Here is a 24,476-nt window from a genome sequence, read left to right on the forward strand (position 1 = left end):
AATGGAGTCATCCCGGCGAAAGCCGGGACCCATGAACCGAAGTGGCTGAGGTCGCGCACGGTCGACTCCGCCTCACCTGAGACCCCTGTGTTCATGGGTCCCGGCCTTCGCCGGGATGACTTATAAGGGCTAGCGGTCATGCAGCTTTCTCCCGGGTGACCATCGTGCCGATGCCTTGATCGGTGAGGATTTCGATCAGCAGCGCGTGGGGCACGCGCCCGTCGATGATGTGGGCGGAGCCGACTCCGCCGTCGACAGCGTCGGCGCAGGCCTTGAGCTTGGGGATCATTCCCGCGCTGACGCTTTCGTGCTCGATCCGCTCGCGAAGCGCGTCGGAGCTCAGCCGCTGGACGAGCGTGCTTTCGTCCTTCGGGTCCTCGAGCAGGCCGGGTGCGGCGGTGAGGTAGACGATCTTCTCCGCGTCCATCGCCACCGCGATGGCCATCGCCGCCTCGTCGGCGTTGATGTTGTAGGGCTGGCCCGAGGGATCGGCGCCGACGGTGGAAACCACTGGAGCGAGCCCTTGGTCGAGCAGGCCGTGGAGGCGCTCGGCGCGGACCTCCGCGACGTCGCCGACGAAGCCCAGCGCGGGATCGCGCGGCCTGGTGATCAGCAGGCCGCCATCCTCGCCGGCGACCGCCACGGCGACCGGATCGGCGGGGGATTCCTTGTTGATCGTCGCGACCAGGTTGCGGCTGACCTCGCCGACCAGGACCATGCGCACGATCCGCAGCGTCTCGGCGTCGGTGACGCGCAGGCCGTCGCGGAATTCGGGCTTCTTGCCCATCTGCTTCATCAGCGCGTCGACCTGAGGGCCGCCGCCGTGGACGAGCACGCAGCGCACGCCGACGCTCCTGAGGAGCAGGACGTCCTGGGCCAGCGCCCGGTCGAGCTCGGCGTCGATCGCCGCCCCCCCGAGCTTCACGACCACTGTCTTGCCGCGGAAGCGCTGGATGTAGGGCAGCGCCTGAATAAGTATGCGCGCGGTCTCGGTCGGGGTCATGACGTTTTCACATTTTCCTTGATGTAGCCCGGACCGAGGTCGATTCCGATGACCTGGGCGCTTCCGGAGCCCGCTCCGAGGCCCACTTCGATCTCGATTTCGTCATGCTCCATGTGCTTTTTTACGGTGCCTCCCGCATGTTTTACGGGTGCTCCCGCGCGCGCAACGACGGTGCCCCCGTATGCGACGAAGCACCTCCCGGGCTCGAATTCGACGCCTGCGGACCCCGCGGCGGCCAAAAGGCGCCCCCAATAGGGGTCTCCGCCGTGCCACGAGCATTTGACGAGGTTGTTCTCGGCGATGTTCTTGGCCGCCGCGCGCGCTTCGGAATCGCTCGCTGCGCCGGTGACCTTGAGCCGGACGACCTTGGTCACCCCTTCGGCGTCGCGCGCCATCTGCATAGTCAGGTCCTCGCACAGGCGGTGGACCGCGTCGGCGAACTCGGCGCGGTCGGCGGGGCCGCGCCGGCCGTTGGCGAGCAGGATGACGGTGTCGTTGGTCGAGGTCGCGCCGTCGACGTTGAGCGTGTTGAAGGTCCGGTCCGCCGCCTCGCGAAGGATCGCCTGCAGCTCGCCCTGCGGAAGCTCCGCGTCGGTCGTCAGATAGGCGAGCATGGTCGCCATGTTCGGAGCGATCATCCCGCAGCCCTTGGCCATGCCGCCGAGGGTGAAGGTCGAGCCCTCCACCACCGCCTCCTTGGCCCGGTGATCGGTGGTGAGGATTCCCCGCGCGGCATCCTCGCCGCCCTCGGCGGAGAGCTTCCTGGCGAGCTTCGGAACGGCGGGGAGGATCACGTCCATCGGCAGCGGCGTGCCGATGATTCCGGTCGAGGAGACCAGCACGTGGGCCTTGTCGATGCCGAGCGCCTCGGCCGCGGCCGCGCTCATCGCCTCGGCGTCGGCCATGCCGCGGGCCCCGGTGCCGGCATTGGCGTTGCCCGAATTGACGACGATCGCCGCCGCCTTGCCGCCGTTCGCGGCGAGGCGCTGACGGTCGAGCACCACCGGGGGCGCGACGAACTTGTTCTGGGTGAAGACCGCGACGCAGGTCGCCGGCCGGCGGTCGTCGGTGGCGACCAGCGCCATGTCGTAGCGGCGCCGCTTGATCCCGGCGTGGCAGCCGGCTGCGACGAAGCCCAAGGCGGCGGTGACGCTCACGGCCACACTCCCACCGTGCTGAGCCCGGCACTCTCGTCGAGGCCGAGCATGAGATTGGCGCACTGGATCATCTGGCCCGCGGCTCCCTTCACGAGATTGTCGAGCGCGGCGATGGCGAGCACCCGGCCGGTGCGCTCGTCGTAGCGCGCGGTGAGGTGGACCGCGTTCGAGCCCAGGGCCCATTTGGTCGAGGGCGGGCGCTCCGAGACATGGATGAACGGCTCGCCCTCATAGGCGCTGCGAAGCGCGTCGAGCGGGTCGCAGGGGCCTTTGGCGATCGCGCTGCAGGTGGCGAGGATTCCGCGGTTCATCGGCGCGAGGTGGGGCGTGAAGAGGATCTTGCCGCCGAGCGCCATCTCCATCTCCGCGGTGTGCCGGTGATGGAGCAGGCCGTAGGCGGTCATGCTCTCGTCGACGCTGTTGAAGTGGGTGGCCTCCTTGAGCCCCTTGCCGGCGCCGCTGACTCCCGAGGCGGCGTCGACGGCGATCGTGTCGGGGTCGATCAGGCCGAGCAGGGGTTTGAGGGCGAGGATCGCGGCTGTGGGATAGCAGCCGGCTGCGGCGACCGCCCTGGCGCCGGCGATCGCCTCGCGGTGGAGCTCGGGGATGCCGTAGACGAAGCGGCCCAGGAGGTCCGGCGCACTGTGCGGCTCGTGGTACCAGCGCTCGTAGGCGGCGGCGTCGGAAAGGCGGAAATCCGCGCCCAGATCGACGAACAAAGCCCCCGAATCGAGGATGGCGGGGGCGATTTTCTGCGATTCGCCGTGCGGGAGCGCCGCGAAAACCACCCGGGAGTCCCCCGGAATCCGCGCGGGAGCATGCTCCAGAACATGCCGGGGGTAGGCCAAAGCAAGGTGGGGGTGCACCTCGGCGAGGGGCTTTCCGGCCTGGCTGTCGGCGTAGAGATGGACCGGATCGAGCGCCGGATGCGCGGCGCAGAGCCGGAGAAGCTCGGCGCCGACGAAACCCGAGGCTCCGAAGATGGCGACAGGAACGGACATGCGGGGTCTATGCATATCCTTGCATAATTATGCAACCGTCGCCCAAAAGAAAATGCGCCCCGATCTCTCGGAGCGCACCTTCCGGGGAATCCCCTGTGCTCAGCTTACGGGCTGTGCGGGCCGTCGTCGTTGTCGGTGAGCTCGATGATGCCCCAGATAATGAGGGCGAGCACGACAGCGCCGACGATGTAGATGCCGTAGCCGCCACGATCGAGATTGCTCTCGCCCGCGGTGGGAGCGCCCGCGCGCGGGGCGCTCGGGCTGGCAAGGCTCAAAGGCTGAGCCGACTGAGCCACCGCAGCACTGCTGGCGGTGATCATCGAGATGGCGGCGACCGCAGCCAGTTTTTTCGAAAGCATTACAACCTCCTTGGGTTGCTATCCGCACGGGACAGCGGGACAGCGAATTCGGGCCCCCCGATCATACGCACGGGGTTTGGCCAGAACCGCAACCCCTTAGCCATGGTTGCGTTCCAAATCCACGACAAAATTGTCTCCATGTTTCGCAGCCGAAAACTTCTCCGCGTTTTTCGTTACTTGCCGGCATGCTGCCCGCAACTTGATTCGCGGTCCGGGGCGGAGACGGGCGGCTTAGCGGCGGCGCTCCTCGGATCGTTCCCGCACGGCGCGGAATTCCGAGCCCTCGCGCCACACCGGCCAGTCGCGCGAGAAAGCGAGGCGGCGGCCGATGCGGTAGGCGAGAGCGACGTCCTGCGCCGCGCCGCGCAGATCCCAGTCCACCGACCATTGGTCGCAGGTCTGGTGGTAGCAATGCGCGGTGAACTCGCTGACCCAGCGGTCGCCCGCCTCGCGCCCGCCATCGACCAGGTCGACTCCGCCGCCGAGCGCCATCAGCAGGAGAGTCGGAACGCCGCGCCTGGCGAAGGGGAAATGATCGGCGCGGTAGAACAGGCCGCGCTGCGGCTGGGCGTCGGGAGTCACCGCCCTGCCCTGCGCCGCGGCCTCGGCGGCCATCAGGTCCTCGAGGCTGTTCTGGCCCTGCCCGATGAGCACCACGTCGCGCGCCGGGCCGGCCGATTGGAGCGTGTCCAGAGTGATGCTGGCGACCATCGTCTCCGCCGGATAGAGCGGATTGGCCGCGCCATATTCGGAGCCGAGCAGGCCGCGCTCCTCGGCGGTCCAGGCGGCGAAGAGCAAGGTGCGCTCCGGGCGCGGGCCGGCGCGGAACAGGCGGGCGATCTCGAGCACCCCGGCGAGGCCCAGAGCGTCGTCGTGGGCGCCGTTGCGGATCGTGTCGCCGCGCGAGTCGGCCGGGCCGGTGCCGTAGGCGTCCCAATGGCCGGAGAAGAGGATCGTCTCCTGCGGGCGGCGCCTGCCGGGCAGGCGGCCGATGACGTTGTGGCTCTCCACCCGCGCGACGGCGACCGGCAGATCGGTGGAGAAGGCGGCGCCGAGATCGACCGGGCGGAAGCGGCCGCTGCGCGCCTGGCGCTTCGCCGCCTCGAAATCGAGCCCGGCGCGGCGGAAGAGGCCGGCGGCGACGTCGCGCTGGATCCAGCCCTGGAGGAGGACCGGACGGCGCGCGCCTGGGGCGAGGACGACGTTGTAATTCTCCCCGCCCGGCGCCTGGACGGTGTTCCAGCCATAGCCGGCCGCCTCGCTTTCGTGGATCACCAGGGCGCCGATCGCCCCGCGCCGCGCCGCTTCCTCGAACTTGTAGGTCCAGCGGCCGTAATAGGTCATCGCCCGGCCGCCGAAGCGCCCGGCGGCGGGCTCGCCGGCCGAAGCCTCGAAATCCGGATCGTTGACGAGGAAGACGGCGATCTTGCCGTTGAGGTCGGCATCCCCGAAATCGTCCCAGCCCCGTTCGGGGGCGGTGACTCCGTAGCCGACGAAGACCATCGGAGCGGCGGCGATCCGCACCCGGTCGGTCTCGCGAGCGGTGCTGACGTAGATGTCGCGCGGGGATTCGAGCGCGATCGTCTCCCCGTGGCCGGCGATGGCGAAACGGGCCGAGGCGGGCATTTGGGTGTGGATCAGCGGCACGCGCTGGGTCCAGCCGCCATTCTCGCCGCCGGGCTGGAGGCCGAGGGCCGCGAATTGCTGCGAGAGCCAGGCGACCGCGCGGGTCTCGCCCTCGGTGCCGGGCGCCCGGCCCTGCATCTCGTCGGCGGCCAAGGCGCGCGTCCATTGCGACAGGCGCTGCGGATCGACGGGGGCGTAGGAGGCGGGCGAGCCGGGGTCCGCGGGAGGAGCCGCGCGGACGGCCGCGGCGGCGATCAGGGCGAGGGGAAGAAGGGTCCAGCGCATGAGTGACTCCCGAAACGTGGCGACGTTCAAACGCCCGAACGCGCGCCGGGCCTCCAGGACGAAGCACATTCAGCACGATCGAGCTCCCTCTCCCATGGGGAGAGGGTTGGGGTGAGGGGTTCCGGCGTGATCGAACAACCGCCGACTCCGTAAACCCCCACCCTACCCTCCCCCTCAGGGGGAGGGGGTAGAAAGCCAAATGTCGATAAGACCTAGGCGTCCCGAAGCCAGTTCTCCAGCGGCAGTCCCGCCACCCGCGAGAATTCCCGCAAATTGTCGGTGACGAGGCTACGGCCGAGCGCGAGCGCGTGCGCGGCGATGAGCAGGTCGTTCGCGCCGGTCGGCCTCCCCGCCGCCTCGAGGCTGCAACGCAGTTCGCCATAGACCCGCTCGGCCGGCGCCTCGAACGGCAGCACTTCGATCGCGCCGAGAATCTTCTCCAGCTGCGCCGTCAGCCGGGCCGAGCCCCGCCGGACCGCGCCGTAGCGAAGCTCCGCCGCCACGATGATGCTGGTGCCGATCGCGCGCTCGTCGATGCCCACGAGGCGCGCGGCGGCGGCGCCCTGCGGATTGCGGACGAGATCGGAGACGATGTTCGTATCGAGCAGGTAGCGAGTCACGAATCGACCGGCTCGGGCGCGGGATCGTCGATCGGACCGAAATCCTCCTCGATCGGGGCCATCGCCGCAAGGATCGCGCGCAACGAGCGCGGCGGCGCCGATTCGATGATCAGCCGCCCCCCTTCCTTGCGCATGATGGCGTCCTCGCCCGGAAGCTCGAACTCGCGCGGAATCCGGACCGCCTGGCTTCTTCCGTTCTTGAACAGCTTCACATGACGCTCCGCGCCCATCATGGTCTCCGTGGCATATTACATGGCATATGCCACATGCACCCGCCTATGTCGAGACTCGGGACATCAAGGACGAGCCCCGGGGGTGGCGGAGACCTGGACCCTGAAACAAGTCAGGGTGGCGGGCTTGGGGCGGACGCGGCTTGCCGCCGCGCACGGGGCTGCTAGGCTCATCCCCGCTTACCTTCTCGCTCATCCTGAGGAGCCGGTGAGCCTGTCCTTCGATACGCGTCTTCGACAAGCTCAGCCGCTACTCAGGATGAGCGTTCTTTCCTTTCCGCTCATGCTGAGTAGGCATTGAGCCTGGCGAAATGCCATATCGAAGCACGGGCTCAGTCCCTCCTCAGGATGAGCGGTCGTGATTTAAACTCGTCACCGGATGAACTAGACCCTCCGTCGTCCCGCACATCGAAAGAGCTGTCCCGATGCGTCTTCTCCCTGCCCTGCTGCTCCCCTTCGCCGCCGCTTCCGCGCTTGCCCAGCCCGCCTCCACGCCGATCGCCTATCCCGAGACGGCGCGCGGCGAGGTGGCCGAGGAGCAGTTCGGGGAGCGGGTCGCCGATCCCTATCGCTGGCTCGAGAACGACGTCCGGCAGGACCCGGCGGTGCGCGCCTGGGTGACCGCGCAGAACCGGGTCACCGAGGCGTTCCTCGCCGCGCTTCCGGGGCGCGACGCGATCCGGGCGCGGATGACCGAGCTCTACGATTACGAGCGGTTCAGCCTGCCGGAGAAAGCCGGAAGCCGCTATTTCTACACCCGCAACGACGGGCTTCAGAACCAGGCGGTGCTCTACGTCCGCGAGGGGATCGACGGCGCTCCGCGGGTGCTGATCGATCCCAACACATGGTCGCAGGACGGCGCTACCGCGCTCGCCGAATGGGATCCTTCGCACGACGGCAGCCACCTGCTCTATTCGGTGCAGGACGGCGGCACCGACTGGCGCACCGTGCGCGTGCTCGACGTCGCCACCGGCCGGCCGACGAGCGACGAGGTGCGCTGGGTCAAATTCTCCAACCTCGATTGGGCCAGGGACGGATCGGGTTTCTATTATTCGCGCTTCGCCGAGCCGGCCACGGGGACCCAGTTCCAGTCGCTCAACGAGAATCAGAAGGTCTATTTCCATCGCCTCGGAACGCCGCAGAGCGAGGACCGGCTGGTCTACGCCACGCCCGACCGGCCGCGGCTCGGCCACACCGCCGAGGTCTCGGAGGACGGACGCTGGCTGATCGTCTCAAGCTCCGAGGGCACCGACGCGCGCTACGAGATCACGCTGATCGACCTCGCCCGGCCGGAGGCGGCGCCGCGCCAGCTGATAGCCGGGTTCGAGAACGACTGGTCCTATCTCGGCAACCGCGGAAACGTCTTCTACTGGAGCACCAACAAGGGCGCGCCGCGCCAGCGCATCGTCGCCACCGACATCTCCCGCCCGCAGCTGGCGATCCGCGAGATCGTGCCGGAGGACAGGGCGACCCTTCAGGGCGCCTCGATCGTCGGGCGCCAGCTGATCGTCCGCTACCTCGCCGACGCCAAGAGCGAGGTGCGCACCTTCGACCTCGAGGGGACGCGCACCGGCCTCATCCGCCTGCCCGGCATCGGCAGCGCCGGCGGCTTCCGCGGCGACCAGTCTTCGGCCGAGACCTTCTACAGCTTCGCGAGCTTCAACAGCCCGGGCGCGATCTACCGCTACGACAGCGCCACCGGCCGGACGAGTGTCTTCGCCGAATCGCGCCTGGCCTTCGATCCGGCGCGCTACGAGGTCCGCCAGGTCTTCTACAATTCGAAGGACGGGACGCGGGTGCCGATGTTCCTCGTCCACCGCCGCGACCTCGACCGGAGCCGGCCGCAGCCGACCCTGCTCTACGGCTATGGCGGATTCAACGCGACCGAGCTTCCGCGCTACCAGCCCAAATGGATGACCTGGGTCGACATGGGCGGGATCCTCGCCGTCGCCAACCTTCGCGGCGGCGGCGAATATGGCGAGGCCTGGCACGACGCCGGAAGGCTCGCCAACAAGCAGAACACGTTCGACGACTTCATCGCCGCCGGCGAATACCTGATCCGCGAGCACGTCACGACCAGCCGCCAGCTGGCGATCGAGGGCCGCTCCAACGGCGGCCTGCTGATCGGCGCGGTGCTCAACCAGCGGCCGGACCTGTTCGCCGCCGCTTTGCCGACCGTCGGCGTGATGGACATGCTCCGCTTCGACCGCTTCACCGCCGGGCGCTATTGGGTCGACGATTACGGCTACCCCAACCGCGAGGCCGATTTCCGGGTGCTCAGGGCCTATTCGCCCTATCACAACATCCGTGCGGGCACCGCCTATCCGCCGATGCTGGTGACCACCGCCGACACCGACGACCGCGTCGTTCCCGGGCACAGCTTCAAATATATCGCCGCGATCCAGAACGCCGACCCGAACGGCGCGCCCCACCTGATCCGGATCGAGACCCGCGCCGGCCACGCCTCGGGCAAGCCGACCGACAAGCAGATCGCCGAATATACCGACATGTACGCGTTTATCGCGCACTATACGGGGCTGCGGGTGGCGGCGCGATGAGTGGGCAGGCAGGTGGGCTGGTCAGCGCCCGCGCCTGAAATAAAGGCGGCCCCGTTTCGCCCGCGTTCAGCTTCGGCTAAGCCTAGGTGGTTGAAAGCGCTGGCTATCGGCCAGTGCGTTCGAGTCGAATTTCTGATCAGGGAGCGACGTATCATGCTCAAGAAAATCCTCCTGGTTGCGGCCGCCTCCGCGCTGGCCATGCTGCCCTCGACCGCTGAGGCGCAGCGCGGGCGCCATGGCGGCTATCATGGCGGCCACGGCGGCTATTACGGCCATGGCGGACATTATGGCCGCGGCTACGGCCGCTATTATGGCGGCAATCCTTACGGCTACGGCTATGCCTATCCGGGGATCGCGATCGGCGCCTATTACACGCCTTATTACGGCGCTTATTACCCGCCCTACGGCTACGCGCCCGGCTATTATCCGCCCGCTTACGGGCCCGCTTATTACGGCCAGGGCGCTTATTATCACGGCTGTGATCCGGCGGCCGGCGCGGTGGTCGGCGGGACGGCCGGCGCGGCGCTCGGCGCGGCGATCGACCACAGCAGCGGACATCACGGCGGCTATTACGGTCATGGCGGCCATTACGGCCACGGCAGCAGCGTCGAAGGCGCGATCATCGGCGGCGCTCTCGGCGCCCTCGTCGGCAGCGCGGCGACCGCCTGCTGAGCCGCCCAGGCCATACCCACATTCAGCCCCCTCTCCCATCGGGAGAGGGCTGGGGCGAGGGGTCCTGGCGTGGCCGGACAATCACCGGCGCCGTAAACCCCCACCCCTACCCTCCTCCTCAGGGGGAGGGGTAGATACAGTCTAGCTCTCCAGGGTTCGGGCGAGCCCGTCGAGGATCGTCGTCCAGCCCTGGCGGGTCTTCTCCGTCCAGTCCGCCCCAACGCCCTCGTGCGTAAGCGTGACACGCGATCCCCCGCCGTCGGGTTCGATGTCGATCGAGACCCGGGTCCGCTCGGCACTGAAGCTTGTCCAGAAATCGAAGGCCAGGCGGCGCGGCCGGTCGATCTCGACATATTCGCCATGATGCTCGGCTTGGGTCTCGCCGCGCCGTTCGATCACCGTGAAGCCGCCGCCGATATGCGGATCGATCTCGACTTTCTCCATCACCCCGCCCGGGGTCGCGAACAGGAACCGACTCGCGGCGGCAGGGTCGAGCCAGGCGTCAAACACCGCCTCCGGCGGCGCAGCAAAGCGCCGCTCCACGGTCACCGTCGCACTCATGCGAGGGTCCCCGCCACCTCGCCGAGCTGGTCGGCGCAGGTGCCCCAGCCTTCGTGGAAGCCCATCTTGGCGTGGGTCTCGGCGTCGGCGAGGCTCTTGTGCATGGCGACGGCGCGGTAGAGCGTCTTGCCGCCGGGTGCGTCCTCGATGCTCATGATCGCGGTGAACAGGAAGCCGCCGCAATCGGCGGCAGGCCCCGGATCGTTCGGCCGCCAGCCCGGGCCGAGCGCGGAGGTCCAGACGATTCTTGTCCCCTCGGCGACGTCGAGCACGCAGCCGGTGCCGCCGGTGCCGGTGTCGAAGCCGTCGGGGCCGACCATGCGCATCCGGAAAATCCCCCCCGGAACGAGGTCGAGCGCGATGTCGGTCGTCCGATAGGGCCGGGGCGCCCACCATTTGCGGATATGCTCCGGCGTCGTCAGCGCCTTCCAGACGAGTTCGCGCGGCGCGTCGAGCACCCGCTCCAGCACGAGGTCATGGTCGCTCACCTGGCTTTCTCCTTCGCTTGCATCTCCACCAGAAAATCCTCCAGCCGGTCGAGCCGGCCTTCCCACAGGGCGCGCTGCTCGGCGATCCAGGCCTCGGCCGCGCCGAGCGCCTTGGGCTCCAGCCGGCAGGTGCGCACGCGTCCCTTCTTCTCCGATCTGACCAGCCCGCTCGCCTCCAGCGCCTGCACATGCTGGAGCACCGCCGGAAGGCTGATGCTGAGCGGGCGGGCGAGCTCCGACACGCTCGCCGGGCCGCGGCTCAGCCGCGCGAGCATGCCGCGCCGGCTGGGGTCCGCCAGAGCCTGGAAGGCGAGATCGAGCCGGGTCGATTCGTTAAGCATGGGCTTAAGTATCGCGATCCGACCTGCTGGGCAATACAGTTTAGCACGTGCTTAACTTTACAGGCTCGCGGCCGCTGCCTAACGGACTGGGCCGCAAGCTTTATTCCGAACGGGGGACATCATGGACAGCAACGACGCGGCGGAGCTGATCGCCGAGCTTCACGAGGACCGCGCCGACAATGCCCGCGCCGAGCGCTTCCGGAGCCGCGCGGCCTTGCTGATCGCCTGCCTCGCGGCGGTGCTCGCGGTCGGCGGCCTGGGCGGCGGCAACGCCACCGACGACATGATCTACAACAACGTCCGCGCCAGCGACACCTGGGCTTTCTATCAGGCGAAGAACGTGCGCCAGACGGCCTACGAGCTGCGCGCGGCGGAGATCGAGGCGCAGCTCGCCGCGCCGGGCCTCGACCCCGCGGCCCGCGCGCGCATGGCCGCCCAGCTCGCCGACTATCGCGCGACCGTCACCCGCTACGAGAGCGAGCCGGACCAAGCGGCGCCGAACGACCCCCTCCGCGGCGAGGGCAAGGCCCAGCTCCGCGCCCAGGCCCAGGCGTTCGAGGCGGCGCGCGAGCAGGCTTCGGCCCGCGACGACAATTTCGACATGGCGGAGGTCTTCCTCCAGCTCGCTTTGGTGCTCGGCTCGGTCGCGATCCTCGCCCTCAACCGGATGATCCTCGGCCTCGCCACCGTGCTCGGAGCGCTCGGCACTTTGCTGACGGCCAACGGCTTCCTGCTGCTGTTCCCGCTGCCGTTCTAGGCTGCCTGGCAGCTCACTCAGAAAAACCCTCTCCCGGGGGGGAGAGGGTAGGGTGAGGGGGTACGGCATTTGGGGTTTTCCTCGGACATCCGACCCCCTCACCCCAACCCTCTCCCCATGGGAGAGGGAGCCGCTTTACACTCGCTACCCCGCTGCCTATCGCCCGGCCATGACGGCGCGCCCCAGCGATTGCATCCTCATCGTCGATTTCGGCAGTCAGGTGACCCAGCTGATCGCGCGGCGGGTGCGCGAGGCCGGGGTCTATAGCGAGATCGCTCCGTTCAACCGCGCCGGCGAGGCGTTCAAGCGGCTGAAGCCGAAGGGGATCATCCTGTCGGGCGGCCCCTCCTCGGTGATGCGGGACGACAGTCCGCGCGCGCCGCAGCATTTCTTCGACGCCGGCCTGCCGATGCTCGCCATCTGCTACGGCCAGCAGACCATGGCCCATCAATTGGGCGGCCGCGTGGCGCCGTCCGACCAGCGCGAGTTCGGCCGCGCGTTCATCGAGATCACCGGCGAGAGCATGTTGTTCGATGGCCTGTGGAAGAAGGGCGAGACTCACCAGGTGTGGATGAGCCACGGCGACCGCGTCGAGGCCCTGCCCGAGGGCTTCGGCGTCGTCGCGGCCTCGGAAGGCGCGCCTTACGCCATCGCCACCGACGAGCAGCGCCGATTCTTCTCGCTGATGTTCCATCCCGAGGTGGTCCACACGCCCGACGGCGGCAAATTGCTCGCCAATTTCGTCCGCCACGTCTGCGGCCTCCCGGGCGGCTGGACGATGGCCGAATATCGCGCGACCAAGATCGCCGAGATCCGGGCCCAGGTCGGCAGCGGCCGAGTCATCTGCGGGCTCTCCGGCGGGGTCGACAGCGCCGTCGCCGCGGTTCTGATCCACGAGGCGATCGGCCACCAGCTGACCTGCGTGTTCGTCGACCACGGGCTGATGCGGGCGAACGAGGCGGAGCAAGTCGTCAGCCTCTTCCGCAATCACTACAACATCCCGCTGGTCCACGTGGACGCCTCCGACCAGTTTCTCGGCGGCCTCGCCGGGCTCGACGAGCCCGAATCCAAGCGCAAGCTGATAGGCAAGACCTTCATCGAGATTTTCGAGGAAGAGGCGCGCAAGATCGGCGGCGCGGATTTCCTCGCCCAGGGCACGCTCTATCCCGACGTGATCGAGAGCGTCAGCTTCACCGGCGGCCCTTCGGTGACGATCAAGAGCCACCACAATGTCGGCGGGCTGCCCGAGCGGATGAACATGAAGCTGGTCGAGCCCTTGAGGGAGCTGTTCAAGGACGAGGTCCGCGAACTGGGCCGCGAACTGGGCCTCCCCGAAGCCTTCGTCGGCCGCCACCCCTTCCCCGGCCCCGGCCTCGCCATCCGAATTCCCGGCGAGGTGACGAAGGAGCGCTGCGACATCCTGCGCAAGGCGGACGCCATCTATCTGGAGGAGATCCGCAATGCGGGCCTCTACGACGCGATCTGGCAGGCGTTCGCCGTCCTCCTGCCCGTCCGCACCGTCGGCGTGATGGGCGACCACCGCACCTACGACCACGTCTGCGCTCTGCGCGCGGTCACCAGCACCGACGGCATGACCGCCGACGTCTATCCCTTCGACGCGGCCTTTTTGAGCCGCGTGGCGACGCGCATCGTCAATGAGGTGAAGGGCATCAACCGCGTGGTCTACGATTATACGAGCAAGCCGCCGGGAACGATCGAGTGGGAGTGAACCGGCGCAGGATCTTCGGCATGGAGATCTATCGCTATGTCATGACGAGCGACGATGGAATCGCACCATGCCCCGATCAGGGAATGATTTCGCTCGCGACGTGCAAACCCGTGATCCGACGTTGCGCGCGACCGGGCGACTGGGTCTTGGGCTGTCATGGCGCACCGGCGGAACTCGGGGCGGTCGCCTGGGCCGGCCGAGTGCATCGCTCAGTGTCCATCGGCGACTACGAACGAGAGTTCAGGGGCCGCGCCGATGCACTTTACAGGCAAAAGCCGGATGGCATGTTCGAGCGTCTTCGTCCCGAATATCACCATAGCCCGGACGACATCAGAAAGGACCAGTCGGGCTCGGTGCTGATCTTCGATCCGGAGCGAAGCTGGTATTTCGGCGATGGGCCGCAGGTCTTACCGCCTCAATTGATCCACGTCGCGCCGAGAGGCCGAAATCACCGGGTCAACGGCCTGTTGCTCGGCGACCCCGAGCGGCTCGCCGCCTGGTTGACCAGTGTCGGTCCGCCCGGGGTGCATGGCGAGCCTCCGGATCGCGATCCGGGTCTCTGTGGCCGGAAACGCGCGCCATCGGGCGGTTGCTGAGCCGTCGGAAGTTGCAATGGCAGATTGGCCAAGCTATCTTGGCTAAGTCATGACCATCCACGTAAACATCGGCGAGGCAAAGACCCGGCTTTCACAACTGGTCGCAGCCGCGCTGCGCGGCGAGGAGATCGTTCTGGATAAAGCAGGCGCGCCGCAGGTGATGCTGGTTCCGGTCGCACAAGCCGAGCAAGCGCGGCGCCGGGAGACCGCCGCAAAACGCAAGGCCGCCTTCGGTGCGCTGGCCCGCAAATACGCGCATTTGCGCCCCGAGGACACGATCGTGCCGCCGTCGATGACCGACGAGGAGCTTGAGGAGCGCTTCCAGCGCAAATTCGGTGCGCCTTCTACTTGATACGCAGATTCTGGTCTGGATACCGCTTGGCGATCGCAGGATTTCGAACCGGGCAGTCGACGCCATTCGGTTCTCCGACAACAGCCTTCATGTCAGCGCGCCCGTCGCCTTCGAATTTGCCGACCTACAGAGGCGGGGACGATTCCCTGTCGAAGAGTCGCTCGATTCGCTGGCGGAGTTGATCGGTTTCTCGGTGATCGATTTCCCCGCCGAAGCCTGGCGAGTCGCGGAGGCCCTTCCCAATATCCACCGCGATCCCGTGGACCGGATGATGATCGCGCACGCCATTCTGGGCGGGTTCACGCTGGTCACCGCCGACAGGACGATCCGTTCCTATCCGGTGCGATCCCTGTGGTGATCACGCTCTACGGCATTCGCAATTGCGACACGGTCAAGAAGGCCCGGGCGTGGCTGGACGCGCGCGGGTTCGCCTACGATTTCCACGACTACAAGTCGGCGGGGATCGACGAGGGGCGGCTGCGCGGCTGGGCGCGCGAGCTCGGCTGGGAGAGGCTTCTCAACCGCTCCGGAACGACCTTCCGCAAGCTGCCCGAGGCGGACAAGCAGGGGCTCGACGAAGACCAGGCGATCGCTCTGATGCTCGCCCAGCCGTCCATGATCCGCCGTCCCATCCTCGACACCGGCGCGGAGCGGCTGGCGGGCTTCAGCGCGGAGTCTTACGAGACCGCCCTGGCAGGAACGAATCGCCCCCAAGAGGATTGACGTCGGTGGGCCAAAAGCGGGGTGCGGGATTGGTGCGAAGCTCTGAAGCAGGAGGCGCGGATTCCGGAGCCGAATCCGCGCCCCTCGCCGCCGCCTCGACGGCGGCCGGCGACGGCGGGGCGATGCGCGACCTCATCGAGGCGCGCGACTGGTCGGATTCCCCTCTCGGCCCGCCTTCGCAATGGCCGCAGAGCCTTCACACCACCGTCGGCCTGATCCTTCCCGCAATGGCCCAGATCGTCTTGTTCTGGGGCCCCGAGTTCGTCGCGCTCTACAACGACGCTTATGCGCCGACGATCGGCGGCAAGCATCCGCGCGCGCTCGGCCGGCCGGCGCGGGAAAATTGGGCGGAGCTGTGGGACGACCTCGAGCCGCTCCTGCGGCGGGTGCGCGAGACCGGCGAGACCGTGTTCGCCAGGGACCGCCCTTTCTACATCGAGCGCCACGGCTATCCCGAGACGGTCTATTTCGACATCTCCTACTCGCCCGTGCCGGACGAGAGCGGCGCGGTGGGAGGCGTTCTGTGCATCGTCAGCGAGACGACCGAACGGGTCGAGAGCGAGCGCCGCACCAGGGACAGCGAGACACGCTTCAAGGCGATGGCGGATTCGGTCGATCAGATGATCTGGTCGACCCTGCCCGACGGCTATCACGATTATTACAACCGCCGCTGGTACGAATATACCGGAGTCCCCGAAGGATCGACCGACGGCGAGGCCTGGAACGGAATGTTCCACCCCGACGACCAGGACAATGCCTGGAGCGTCTGGCGCCGCTGCCTGGAGACCGGCGAGCCCTATCATATCGAATATCGCCTGAGGCACCGTTCGGGCGACTATCGCTGGGTGCTCGGCCGCGCCCAGGCGGTGCGCGACGAGAGCGGCGAGATCGTCCGCTGGTACGGCACCTGCACCGACATCCACGATCTCAAGCTCGCCGACGAGGCGCGCCGGGAGAGCGAGGAGCGGTTCCGGGCGATGGCCGACAGCGCTCCTTCGCCGGTGTGGGTGACGGGACCCGGCGGAATCGAATTCGCCAACAAGGCATTCGAGGAGGTCGCCGGAGTCTCGGCCGAGCAGCTGACCGGGACCTTCTGGACGCAGATGATCCATCCCGACGACCTCGCCGGCGTGCTGGAGACTCGCGACCGCGCCTGGGCCGACAGGAGCGACTATGGCTACGAAGCCCGCTTCCGTGACGCCGCCGGCGACTATCGCTGGATGCGGGTCGCCTGCCGGCCGCGCTTCGACGCCCAGGAAGCACTGATCGGCTATGTCGGCCTCGCCGTCGACATCGACGACGCGCGTAAGGCCGAGCAGCAGCTTCGCGAGGACAAGAGATCGCTCGAGACCCTCAACCGGATCGGCGCGCAGATCGCGCCCGAGCTCGATCTTCAGAACGTCGTGCAGATGGTCACCGACGCCGGAGTCGAGCTTTCGGGCGCGCAGTTCGGCGCCTTCTTCTACAACGTGCTGAACGCGGCCGGCGAGAGCTACATGCTCTACACCGTCTCCGGCGTCGACCGCTCCGAGTTCGACAAATTCCCGATGCCGCGCAACACCGCGATCTTCGCGCCCACGTTCGGCGGCGAAGGACCGGTGCGATCGGACGACATCACCAAGGACCCGCGCTACGGTCTCAGCGAACCCTATCGGGGAATGCCGAAAGGGCATCTGCCGGTCACGTCCTATCTGGCGGTGCCCGTCGTCTCCCGGTCCGGCGAGGTGACCGGCGGTCTCTTCTTCGGCCACGCTTTGCCGGGCCGCTTCACCGCCCGGCACGAAGAGCTGCTCGTCGGAATCGCCGGGCAGGCCGCGGTGGCGATCGACAATGCGCGGCTGTTCGAGGCCGCCCAGCGCGAGCTGGTCGAACGGCGACGGGCCGAGGAGGAGCTGCGCGAGAGCGAGGAGCGCTTCCGCCGGATCGCCGACAGCACGCCGGTCGCGATGTGGGTGACCAGGCTCGACCGCAAGCGCGACTTCGTGAACCAGGCCTATGTCGATTTCCTCGGAATCCCGCGCGAGGCGGCGGCCGATTTCGACTGGCGGACGATCATCCACCCCGAAGATCGGGTGCGGATCGTCGCGGAATCGATCGCCGGCGAAGCCAGCCTCGAAACCTTCGTCCTGGAGGGCCGCTACAAGGGCGCGGGGGGCGGCTATCGCTGGCTGCGCTCGGTTTCCCAGCCGCGCTTCGGCGCCGCCGGCGAGCACATCGGCTTCATCGGCGCCGCCTACGACATCACCGAGGCCAAAGAGGCCGAAGCCGCGCTTCGCGAGCTCAACCAGTCGCTGGAGGCGCGGATCGAGGCCGCGATCCTCGAGCGCGAGCGGGTCGAGGAGGCGCTTCGCCAGGCGCAGAAGATGGAGGCGGTCGGCCAGCTCACCGGCGGCATCGCCCACGATTTCAACAATCTGCTGACGGTGATCGCCGGCAACCTCGATCTCGTCGCCCGGCGGCTCGGGCCGGACGCCGATCCGCGGATCGTCCGCGCGATCGGCAGTGCCTCGGTCGGCGCCGACCGCGCCGCGACCCTCACCCAGCGCCTGCTCGCTTTCTCGCGCCGCCAGCCGCTCGCGCCGAAAGCGATCGATCCCAATGCGCTGGTCGCGGGAATGACCGACCTGCTTCACCGCACGATCGGCGAGACGATCGAGGTGGAGACTCGGCTTTCCGCGGGCATCTGGCGGATCGAGGCCGATCCGCACCAGCTCGAAAGCGCGATCCTCAACCTCGCCGTCAACGCGCGCGACGCCATGCCCGACGGCGGCCGGCTGGTGATCGAGACCTCGGCCGCGCGCGTCGAAGCCGCCGCGGCCAACGGGCTCGAGGCCGGAACCTACGCGGTGATCACCGTGTCCGACACCGGCTTCGGCATGGACCAGGACACCGTGAGCCGGGCGATCGAGCCCTTCTTCACCACCAAGGACGTGGGCAAGGGCACCGGGCTCGGCCTCTCGATGGTCTACGGCTTCGTCAAGCAGTCGGGCGGCCACCTGAAGATCGAGTCCGAGCCGGGGCAAGGCACCCGGGTCCACATCTACCTGCCCCGGTTCACGGCGGAATCTCCCGAGGAAGAGCAGAGCGAGGCCGCCGCGGCTCCGCGCGGCGGCGGCGACGAGATCATCCTCGTCTGCGAGGACGATCACGACGTTCGCGCGTACACGGTCGAGTTGCTCGGCGAGCTCGGCTACCAGGTGCTGGAGGCCGCGGACGGCGCCGCGGCGCTGAGGATCGTCGAGGAGGAGGCGCGGCGGATCGACCTCTTGTTCACCGACGTCGTCTTGCCCGGCGGAATGAGCGGCGCTGAGTTGGCGAAGGAGGCGCGCCGGATCCGGCCCGGCCTCAAGGTCCTCTACACCACCGGCTACGCCCGCGACGCGATCGTCCACGAGGGCCGCCTCGATCCCGGCATCGAGCTGGTCGCCAAGCCCTTCGCCTTTGCCGAGCTGGCCGCGCGCGTTAGGGAGATGCTCGACCGGTCGTGATCGAGAAGGAGACTTGGCAATGCGGGGGCTGGCCCTTTTCCTGTCGGCGCTGATGTTCGCCGGAGCCGCCGCTGCGCAGACGCCGGCCGCGCCCGATTACGGCTCCCGGCTCACCGAAGGCGACGTCGCGCTCAACGATTTCCATTTCCGCTCGGGCGAGACCCTGCCCGAGCTTCGAATCCACTACGCCACGCTCGGGATGCCGCACCGTAACGCCCGCGGCGAGATCGACAATGCGGTGATGGTCCTCCACGGCACCGGCGGCTCGGGCCGCCAGTTCCTCGCGCCGCAATTCGCCGGCGAGCTTTACGGGCCCGGCCAGCCGCTCGACATCGCGCGCTACTACGTCATCCTGCCCGACGGGATCGGCCACGGCCGCTCGTCCAAGCCGAGCGACGGCCTTCGCGCGCGCTTCCCGCATTACGATTATGCCGACATGGTTGAGGCGCAGCGGCTGATGCTCGCGCGGCTCGGAGTGACCCGCCTTCGCCTGCTCATGGGCACCTCGATGGGCTGCATGCACGGCTTCGTCTGGGCCGAGGCGCACCCCGGTTTCGCCCGCGCCATGATGCCGCTCGCCTGCCTTCCCGCCGAGATCGCCGGCCGCAACCGGATGTGGCGGCGCATGGCCGCCGAGGGCATCCGCCGCGATCCCGCCTGGGCCGAGGGCAATTACACCAGCGAGCCCATCCAGGGCCTGCGCGCCGCCGTCTCGCTGCTCCAGGTCGCCGGCCTCGCGCCGATCTACGTCCAGCAGACCTATCCCACCGGCGCGGCGGCCAACGCCTGGATCGACCAGCGGGTCGAGGCCGACATCGCCACCCGCGACGCCAACGACCTGATCTACCAGCTCGAGGCCAGCCGCACCTACAATCCCCTGCCCGATCTCGAGCGGATCCGGGTGCCGACGACCTGGATCAACTCCGCCGACGACTTCATCAACCCGCCCGACCTCGGAATCGCCGAGCCCGCCGCGCGGCGGATGCCGACGGTGCGCTTCGTGCTGATCCCGGCGACGGCGGAGACGCGCGGGCACGGGACTCACACCTGGGCGCGGTTCTGGAAGGACGAGCTGGTCGATCTGCTGCGGCGGACGGACGCGCGCTGACTGTCCATGTCCTTGACCGAACCGGATCGCCTGTGCCCTTGGCCAAAGCCGTCCTGATGACGACGTCGGCGGAGACCGCGGGGCGGGCGGACCGCGGCGCCTTGTCGGCAAGCTTGCCGCCGCAATATCGATGAAAATCGATATGCCGGCGCCTCCCTCCTTCAGCCATGTCCGCGGCTACCGGCGGGACATCGATGGCTTGCGCGCCGTCGCCGTGCTTCCCGTCCTGATGTTTCATCTCGATGTGCCGGGATTTTCGGGCGGGTTTATCGGCGTCGATATTTTCTTCGTGATTTCGGGATACCTGCTGACTTCGATCATCCTGGACGAATGGGCTGACGGGCGCTTCTCCATCGCCGGTTTCTATGAGAGACGCGCTCGCCGAATCCTGCCGGCGCTCGTCGTGCTGTTGGCGCTGGTGTCGGTCGCCTGCTCGCTCCTTTTCTCGCCATTGCAGAATTACGACTACGCCCAGTCCGTGTTCGCCACGGCCGTGTTCGCCTCGAACGCGCTGTTCGCCATGCGCCTCGATTATTTCGCCGGCATTACGGCGGAAACCCGCCCGCTGCTGCACACCTGGTCGCTGGCTGTGGAGGAGCAATTCTACGTCTTGCTTCCCTTCCTCATGCTCGCGCTGCTGCGCTGGGCCCCCAAGCGAATGCCGCTCGTGCTGGCGGGGCTCGGCGTGGCCTCCTTCCTGCTTTCCGTGGAGTTCACGGCCGCCCAGCCGGAAATAGCCTTCTATCATTTGCCGTTCCGAATGTGGGAGCTGCTCGCCGGATGCTGGCTTGCCACGCGACCGCCCCCGCGGGCGCCTTCATTCCGATCGGCCACGACCACCGGGGTTCTCGGCCTCACCCTGATCGCGCTGGCGGTGACCCTCTACGACCAATATCTGCCCTTCCCGGGCATCGGCGCGGTGGCGCCCGTGCTCGGCGCCGCCCTGATCATCAGAGCGGGGGACCATGGCTCCCACCCGGTTTCGCGACTGCTCTCCTCGCGCCCTTTGGTCGGCATCGGTCTCATCTCTTATTCCCTCTATTTGTGGCACTGGCCGCCGATCGTTCTCTCCCAGCTCTATCTCTTCCGTTTTCTCACGGGGGCCGAACGCGTCTCGATATTCCTGTTCGCCGTCCTGATGGCCTCCCTTTCCTGGCGTTTCGTCGAGAGGCCGTTTCGCGACAGCGCACGCTTTTCCCGATGGAAGATTTTCGGCCTCGGCGCCGCGGCCCTGGCGGTTTTCGCGTGCGGGGCGCTCGTTGCGCTTTTCCACCTGTCCGGCACTGCCGTGGCCATCCAGGATACCCGCTTCGCAGCGGTGGAATCGATGCGCCAGGGGCCGTGCCACCTCGATTCGGATCAGCTGATCGCCGATTGGGCGGGGCCGATCCGGTGCGGCGCGGGAACCGGCGCGCCGCGGATCCTGCTTTGGGGCGATTCGCACGCGGCGCAATTGATGCCCGGCATTCGGGATCTGGCCGCGCGGGGCGCAGGGATTCACATCGTCCAGGTGAGCAAGACCTCCTGTCCGCCCGTGCTCGGCTTCGTCTTTCGCTTCCAGCCGGCCTGCACGCAGTTCAACAGCGAAGTGGCGTCGATGCTCGCGCGGGAGCGGTTCGACCAGGTGATCCTGGCAGCGAACTGGGAAGAATATCCGCTCGCGGACCGGATGGACCTGATGCAGGATACGATCGACGTCATCCGCCGCCGAGGCGTGCGGGTGACCGTCGTGCTCCAAAGCCCCCGTTTCTTCTTCGACGATCCGGTCATCTATGAATCACGTTATGGCAGCGTGGTCGCCGAGATCAGGCCTCGAACCGTGATCACGGCGCAGGTCGCCAGCCTCCATGGCGTCGATTTCTTCGATCCGGAGGAGGCCATTTGCCGTCAGGAGCGTTGCACGATCCGCGACCGAAGGGGTTATCTGTTCTTCGACGGCCACCACCTTTCGCTGAACGGCAGTCGTCTCATGGCCTGCGCGCTGGTCCGAACGCGGCTGCCGTTGCGCTGGTTGCGCGCGTGCGGGTTGCCTCGTCCCGTGAGCTCACATGATTGAGCGCGATCACCCACCTGCCGTCCACCTTGCGCATCAGCCGCGTGTTGATCCCGTCCTGCGGGCTGCCGCCGCCCTCGAGGCGGTAGCGGCTGATCAGCTGGGCGGCGTCGGGCGAGAGCAGCTCGACGCGCACGTCGAAGAAGTGGAGCCGGCCGCGCCGCGCCGGATCGCCGCCATAATCGCGGACATAATGGTCGAGCGTCCCCTGCCAGCCCTGCTGGAAGCGGCCCTTCGAGACGAAGATCACGTCCGGGTTCTTGAAACCCGCCATGTAGCCGCGAAAATCGCCGCGGTTCCACGCCGCCTCCATGTTCGCGATCACCTGGCGGATCGCCGCTTCCTCGGCAGGGGGATCATAGGCCGGCTGGCGCGTGCAGGCGGCGAGCAGGAGCAGGAACCCTAAGGAAGCAACGAGCCTCAAAAACCCTCTCCCATGGGACCTAGCGCGAGAGTTTCTCGCCCGCCGCCGCCTTGTCCTTCAGCAGCTTCGCAACCTCGAAGCCCTGCCGCTCAAGCCCTTCGACGATCTTCGGCAGGCCTTCGGTGTCGGCCCAGAACATCGGCCCGCCGCGATAGACGGGCCAGCCATAGCCGTAGACCCACACCACATCGATGTCGCTGGCGCGCTGGGCCATACCCTCTTCCAGGATCCGCGCGCCCTCGTTGACCATCGTATAGAGCGTTCGCTCGACGATCTCCTGGGACGTTACCGCGTGCTGCGGCGTCGCGGTCTTGGCGCGGAAATTCTCGATGATCTCGGCGACGCGCGGAGACGGGCTGGGATTTCGCTTCTCGTCATAATCGTAGAAGCCGGCGCCCTTCTTCTGGCCCCAGCGCCCCTCGGCGGCGAGCGCGTCGCGGATATTCTCGATCCGGGTCGGGTCGCGGTGCCAGCCGATGTCGACCCCGGCGAGGTCGGACATCTGGAACGGCCCCATCGGCATTCCGAATTCGACATGGACGCGGTCGATCTGCTCCGGAGTTGCGCCCTCCAGCAGCAGTTTCATCGCCTCGATCTGGCGCGGCATCAGCATCCGGTTGCCGATGAAGCCGTGGCAGACGCCCGCGACGACCGCGACCTTCCTGATCCTTTTGGCGAGCTGCATCGCGGTAACCAGCACGTCGGGCGCCGTCTTCGCCCCGCGCACGACCTCGAGCAGCTTCATCACGTTGGCCGGCGAGAAGAAGTGGAGGCCGAGCACGTCCTGCGGCCGCGAGGTGCTGGCCGCGATCTCGTCGATGTTGAGATAGGAGGTGTTGGAAGCGAGGATCGCGCCCGGCTTCGCGATCCTGTCGAGCTTGCCGAAAATCTCCTTCTTCACCTCCATATTCTCGAACACCGCCTCTATGATCAGGTCGCAGTCGGCGAGGTCGTCGAGGCTCAGCGTCGGGGTCAGAAGCCCCATCGCGCCCTCGACCTGCGCGCCCGTCATCCGCCCCTTGGCTGCGCTGGCCTCGTAATTCTTGCGCATCACGCCGGTGCCGCGGTCGAGCGCGTCCTGCGCCATCTCGACGATCGTCACGGGGACGCCCGCCGACAGGAAGTTCATGCTGATGCCGCCGCCCATGGTCCCGGCGCCGATCACGCCGACCTTGCGGATCTCGCGCGGGGCCGTGCCTTCGGGAACACCGTCGATCTTCGCCGCCTTGCGCTCGGCGAAGAAGAAATATTGCTGCGCGCGCGCCTGGGTGCCGGTCATCAGCTCCATGAACAGCCGGCGCTCGTCCTGGACTCCTTCGGCATAGGGCTTGGCGACAGCCGCCTCGATCGCCTGGATGTTCTTCTCGGGCGCCTCGAAGCCGCGGAACTTGCGCGCATTGCCCTTGCGGAAGGCGTCGAACACCCCCGGATCGGCCGCGTCGATCTTGTCCTGCCGCTCGGAGGATTTGGGCAGCGGCCGCGCGTCCTTGACCTCCTCGGCGAAGGCGACCGCGTGCTGCTCGAGATCGCCCTCGATCAACCGGTCGACGAGTCCGACGTCGAAGGCCTCCTTCGCGGAGATCGGATTGCCCGTCGCGGCCATCTCCAGCGCCTTCTGGACGCCCGCCACGCGCGGCAGCCGCTGCGTGCCCCCTGCGCCGGGAAGGAGGCCGAGCTTGACCTCGGGCACGCCCAATTTCGCCGAGGGCAGCGCCACCCGGTAATGGCTCGCCAGAGCGACCTCCAGCCCGCCGCCGAACGCCGTGCCGTGGATCGCGGCGACCACTGGCTTGGTGCAATTCTCGATGATGTCGACCACCTGGGGAAGCACCGGTTGCTGCATCGCCTTGGGCGTGCCGAACTCGCTGATGTCCGCCCCGGCGAAGAAGGTCTGGCCCTGGCAGACGATCACCACCGCCTTGACGCCCTCGTCCGCGTCCGCCTCCCCGATCGCCGCGACCAGCCCCTCGCGCACCGCATGGCCGAGCGCGTTGACCGGCGGGTTGTTGGAGGTGACGATCAGGACGTCGCCATGGCGCTTGGTGGTAATCGGGCTCATCGACCCCTCCGCTTTTCGAGTGCGGAGAGTCGATAGGCGCGCCTTTACGTAAACGTCAACTCCGCTCTGCGGCCGAGCCGAAGCGGCCTTGGCGATCTGGTCCTGGAAAAGGGGGAAATGGTGGGCGTGGCAAGGATTGAACTTGCGACCCCTGCGATGTCAACACAGTGCTCTACCACTGAGCTACACGCCCACCGAAGGCGCGCGATGTAGCGAGCCCCCTCGCCCTTCGCAAGCCCGTGGGACGGTCGCATTGATTACCTCGCTGTCATTGCGAGCGAAGCGC

Annotated in this window: 22 protein-coding genes, 1 tRNA gene and 1 pseudogene; 11 read left to right on the plus strand and 13 right to left on the minus strand. The window is 67.7% G+C overall.

The window, feature by feature from the left end; all coding sequences use genetic code 11:
• Positions 1–136 precede the first annotated feature (136 nt).
• The 7 genes from argB to E6G92_08550 form a co-directional block, all read right to left on the minus strand.
• Positions 137–1,003, minus strand: a complete 867-nt coding sequence (gene argB, locus E6G92_08520; protein TMJ19800.1) for an acetylglutamate kinase — start codon at positions 1,001–1,003, stop codon at positions 137–139.
• Entirely contained in the window at positions 1,000–2,160 is a 1,161-nt protein-coding gene (argJ, locus tag E6G92_08525) for a bifunctional glutamate N-acetyltransferase/amino-acid acetyltransferase ArgJ (protein TMJ19801.1), read from the minus strand. Before argJ ends, argB begins: the two co-directional genes overlap by 4 nt.
• Positions 2,157–3,176 carry an N-acetyl-gamma-glutamyl-phosphate reductase gene (gene argC / locus E6G92_08530; GenBank protein ID TMJ19802.1) on the minus strand — a complete coding sequence of 340 codons (1,020 nt, stop codon included), beginning with the start codon at positions 3,174–3,176 and terminating at the stop codon, positions 2,157–2,159. Before argC ends, argJ begins: the two co-directional genes overlap by 4 nt.
• Before the next feature lie 89 nt (positions 3,177–3,265).
• A complete protein-coding gene (locus tag E6G92_08535; protein ID TMJ19803.1) occupies positions 3,266–3,520 on the minus strand; it encodes a hypothetical protein in 255 nt (84 codons plus the stop codon).
• Between the two features lie 231 nt (positions 3,521–3,751).
• Entirely contained in the window at positions 3,752–5,431 is a 1,680-nt protein-coding gene (locus E6G92_08540; GenBank protein TMJ19804.1) for a M28 family peptidase, read from the minus strand.
• Between the two features lie 212 nt (positions 5,432–5,643).
• Positions 5,644–6,051, minus strand: coding sequence for a type II toxin-antitoxin system VapC family toxin (locus tag E6G92_08545; GenBank protein ID TMJ19805.1), 408 nt, complete (start codon positions 6,049–6,051; stop codon positions 5,644–5,646).
• On the minus strand, positions 6,048–6,281 hold the full coding sequence (locus tag E6G92_08550) for an AbrB/MazE/SpoVT family DNA-binding domain-containing protein (protein TMJ20762.1): 234 nt from the start codon (positions 6,279–6,281) through the stop codon (positions 6,048–6,050). Before E6G92_08550 ends, E6G92_08545 begins: the two co-directional genes overlap by 4 nt.
• Before the next feature lie 425 nt (positions 6,282–6,706).
• Between E6G92_08550 and E6G92_08555 the strand changes: the two genes are divergently transcribed.
• Positions 6,707–8,839, plus strand: coding sequence for a S9 family peptidase (locus E6G92_08555; protein TMJ19806.1), 2,133 nt, complete (start codon positions 6,707–6,709; stop codon positions 8,837–8,839).
• A gap of 153 nt (positions 8,840–8,992) precedes the next feature.
• A pseudogene (locus E6G92_08560) lies at positions 8,993–9,310 on the plus strand (hypothetical protein).
• Between the two features lie 342 nt (positions 9,311–9,652).
• Here E6G92_08560 and E6G92_08565 read toward each other — a convergent pair.
• From E6G92_08565 to E6G92_08575, 3 genes are read right to left on the minus strand one after another with little or no spacing between them, the layout of a single operon-like run.
• Positions 9,653–10,072 carry an SRPBCC domain-containing protein gene (locus E6G92_08565; protein TMJ19807.1) on the minus strand — a complete coding sequence of 140 codons (420 nt, stop codon included), beginning with the start codon at positions 10,070–10,072 and terminating at the stop codon, positions 9,653–9,655.
• Positions 10,069–10,560: a polyketide cyclase gene (locus tag E6G92_08570; protein TMJ19808.1), complete on the minus strand. Its 492-nt coding sequence runs from the start codon at positions 10,558–10,560 to the stop codon at positions 10,069–10,071. The genes E6G92_08565 and E6G92_08570 overlap by 4 nt, the downstream gene beginning before the upstream one ends.
• A complete protein-coding gene (locus E6G92_08575; GenBank protein ID TMJ19809.1) occupies positions 10,557–10,901 on the minus strand; it encodes a winged helix-turn-helix transcriptional regulator in 345 nt (114 codons plus the stop codon). The genes E6G92_08570 and E6G92_08575 overlap by 4 nt, the downstream gene beginning before the upstream one ends.
• Before the next feature lie 121 nt (positions 10,902–11,022).
• On the opposite strand from E6G92_08575, the gene E6G92_08580 reads away from it, so the two are divergent.
• The 9 genes from E6G92_08580 (at position 11,023) to E6G92_08620 (ending at position 21,710) form a co-directional block, all read left to right on the plus strand.
• Positions 11,023–11,658, plus strand: coding sequence for a DUF4337 domain-containing protein (locus E6G92_08580; protein TMJ19810.1), 636 nt, complete (start codon positions 11,023–11,025; stop codon positions 11,656–11,658).
• A 169-nt stretch (positions 11,659–11,827) separates the two neighbouring features.
• Complete coding sequence (gene guaA, locus E6G92_08585) at positions 11,828–13,387, plus strand: glutamine-hydrolyzing GMP synthase (GenBank protein TMJ19811.1); 1,560 nt, start codon at positions 11,828–11,830, stop codon at positions 13,385–13,387.
• Positions 13,388–13,407: 20 nt separating this feature from the next.
• Positions 13,408–13,983 (plus strand): hypothetical protein, encoded by a 576-nt coding sequence (locus E6G92_08590; GenBank protein ID TMJ19812.1) that lies wholly within the window; start codon positions 13,408–13,410, stop codon positions 13,981–13,983.
• 49 nt (positions 13,984–14,032) lie between these two features.
• Positions 14,033–14,335 (plus strand): type II toxin-antitoxin system prevent-host-death family antitoxin, encoded by a 303-nt coding sequence (locus E6G92_08595; protein ID TMJ19813.1) that lies wholly within the window; start codon positions 14,033–14,035, stop codon positions 14,333–14,335.
• Complete coding sequence (locus E6G92_08600) at positions 14,292–14,693, plus strand: type II toxin-antitoxin system VapC family toxin (protein ID TMJ19814.1); 402 nt, start codon at positions 14,292–14,294, stop codon at positions 14,691–14,693. Before E6G92_08595 ends, E6G92_08600 begins: the two co-directional genes overlap by 44 nt.
• Positions 14,687–15,058 (plus strand): ArsC family reductase, encoded by a 372-nt coding sequence (locus E6G92_08605; protein ID TMJ19815.1) that lies wholly within the window; start codon positions 14,687–14,689, stop codon positions 15,056–15,058. The genes E6G92_08600 and E6G92_08605 overlap by 7 nt, the downstream gene beginning before the upstream one ends.
• A gap of 122 nt (positions 15,059–15,180) precedes the next feature.
• The gene (locus tag E6G92_08610; GenBank protein TMJ19816.1) at positions 15,181–18,546 is read left to right on the plus strand and encodes a PAS domain S-box protein; all 3,366 of its coding nucleotides are present in this window, start codon (positions 15,181–15,183) and stop codon (positions 18,544–18,546) included.
• Between the two features lie 52 nt (positions 18,547–18,598).
• Positions 18,599–19,654 (plus strand): alpha/beta fold hydrolase, encoded by a 1,056-nt coding sequence (locus tag E6G92_08615; protein ID TMJ20763.1) that lies wholly within the window; start codon positions 18,599–18,601, stop codon positions 19,652–19,654.
• A 130-nt stretch (positions 19,655–19,784) separates the two neighbouring features.
• Positions 19,785–21,710 (plus strand): acyltransferase, encoded by a 1,926-nt coding sequence (locus E6G92_08620; GenBank protein ID TMJ19817.1) that lies wholly within the window; start codon positions 19,785–19,787, stop codon positions 21,708–21,710.
• On the opposite strand, the gene E6G92_08625 is transcribed toward E6G92_08620, so the two are convergent.
• The 3 genes from E6G92_08625 to E6G92_08635 form a co-directional block, all read right to left on the minus strand.
• On the minus strand, positions 21,622–22,020 hold the full coding sequence (locus tag E6G92_08625) for a nuclear transport factor 2 family protein (protein TMJ20764.1): 399 nt from the start codon (positions 22,018–22,020) through the stop codon (positions 21,622–21,624). The genes E6G92_08620 and E6G92_08625 overlap by 89 nt on opposite strands.
• Positions 22,021–22,150: 130 nt before the next feature.
• Positions 22,151–24,190, minus strand: coding sequence for a 3-hydroxyacyl-CoA dehydrogenase (locus tag E6G92_08630; GenBank protein ID TMJ19818.1), 2,040 nt, complete (start codon positions 24,188–24,190; stop codon positions 22,151–22,153).
• A 118-nt stretch (positions 24,191–24,308) separates the two neighbouring features.
• A tRNA-Val gene (locus E6G92_08635) sits at positions 24,309–24,383 on the minus strand.
• Between the last annotated feature and the right edge of the window lie 93 nt (positions 24,384–24,476).

This window comes from Alphaproteobacteria bacterium, assembly GCA_005883305.1.
Taxonomy (GTDB): Bacteria; Pseudomonadota; Alphaproteobacteria; order Sphingomonadales; family Sphingomonadaceae; genus Allosphingosinicella.

Excerpts from the sequence above, each read along its gene's own strand:
- argB (TMJ19800.1), bottom strand. The coding sequence starts at position 1,003 with ATGACCCCGACCGAGACCGCGCGCATACTTATTCAGGCGCTGCCCTAC.
- argC (TMJ19802.1), bottom strand. The coding sequence starts at position 3,176 with ATGCATAGACCCCGCATGTCCGTTCCTGTCGCCATCTTCGGAGCCTCG.
- E6G92_08535 (TMJ19803.1), bottom strand. The coding sequence starts at position 3,520 with ATGCTTTCGAAAAAACTGGCTGCGGTCGCCGCCATCTCGATGATCACC.
- E6G92_08540 (TMJ19804.1), bottom strand. The coding sequence starts at position 5,431 with ATGCGCTGGACCCTTCTTCCCCTCGCCCTGATCGCCGCCGCGGCCGTC.
- E6G92_08550 (TMJ20762.1), bottom strand. The coding sequence starts at position 6,281 with ATGGGCGCGGAGCGTCATGTGAAGCTGTTCAAGAACGGAAGAAGCCAG.
- E6G92_08555 (TMJ19806.1), top strand. The coding sequence starts at position 6,707 with ATGCGTCTTCTCCCTGCCCTGCTGCTCCCCTTCGCCGCCGCTTCCGCG.
- E6G92_08565 (TMJ19807.1), bottom strand. The coding sequence starts at position 10,072 with ATGAGTGCGACGGTGACCGTGGAGCGGCGCTTTGCTGCGCCGCCGGAG.
- E6G92_08575 (TMJ19809.1), bottom strand. The coding sequence starts at position 10,901 with ATGCTTAACGAATCGACCCGGCTCGATCTCGCCTTCCAGGCTCTGGCG.
- E6G92_08580 (TMJ19810.1), top strand. The coding sequence starts at position 11,023 with ATGGACAGCAACGACGCGGCGGAGCTGATCGCCGAGCTTCACGAGGAC.
- guaA (TMJ19811.1), top strand. The coding sequence starts at position 11,828 with ATGACGGCGCGCCCCAGCGATTGCATCCTCATCGTCGATTTCGGCAGT.
- E6G92_08590 (TMJ19812.1), top strand. The coding sequence starts at position 13,408 with ATGGAGATCTATCGCTATGTCATGACGAGCGACGATGGAATCGCACCA.
- E6G92_08595 (TMJ19813.1), top strand. The coding sequence starts at position 14,033 with ATGACCATCCACGTAAACATCGGCGAGGCAAAGACCCGGCTTTCACAA.
- E6G92_08610 (TMJ19816.1), top strand. The coding sequence starts at position 15,181 with ATGCGCGACCTCATCGAGGCGCGCGACTGGTCGGATTCCCCTCTCGGC.
- E6G92_08615 (TMJ20763.1), top strand. The coding sequence starts at position 18,599 with ATGTTCGCCGGAGCCGCCGCTGCGCAGACGCCGGCCGCGCCCGATTAC.
- E6G92_08620 (TMJ19817.1), top strand. The coding sequence starts at position 19,785 with ATGAAAATCGATATGCCGGCGCCTCCCTCCTTCAGCCATGTCCGCGGC.
- E6G92_08625 (TMJ20764.1), bottom strand. The coding sequence starts at position 22,020 with ATGGAGGCGGCGTGGAACCGCGGCGATTTTCGCGGCTACATGGCGGGT.
- E6G92_08630 (TMJ19818.1), bottom strand. The coding sequence starts at position 24,190 with ATGAGCCCGATTACCACCAAGCGCCATGGCGACGTCCTGATCGTCACC.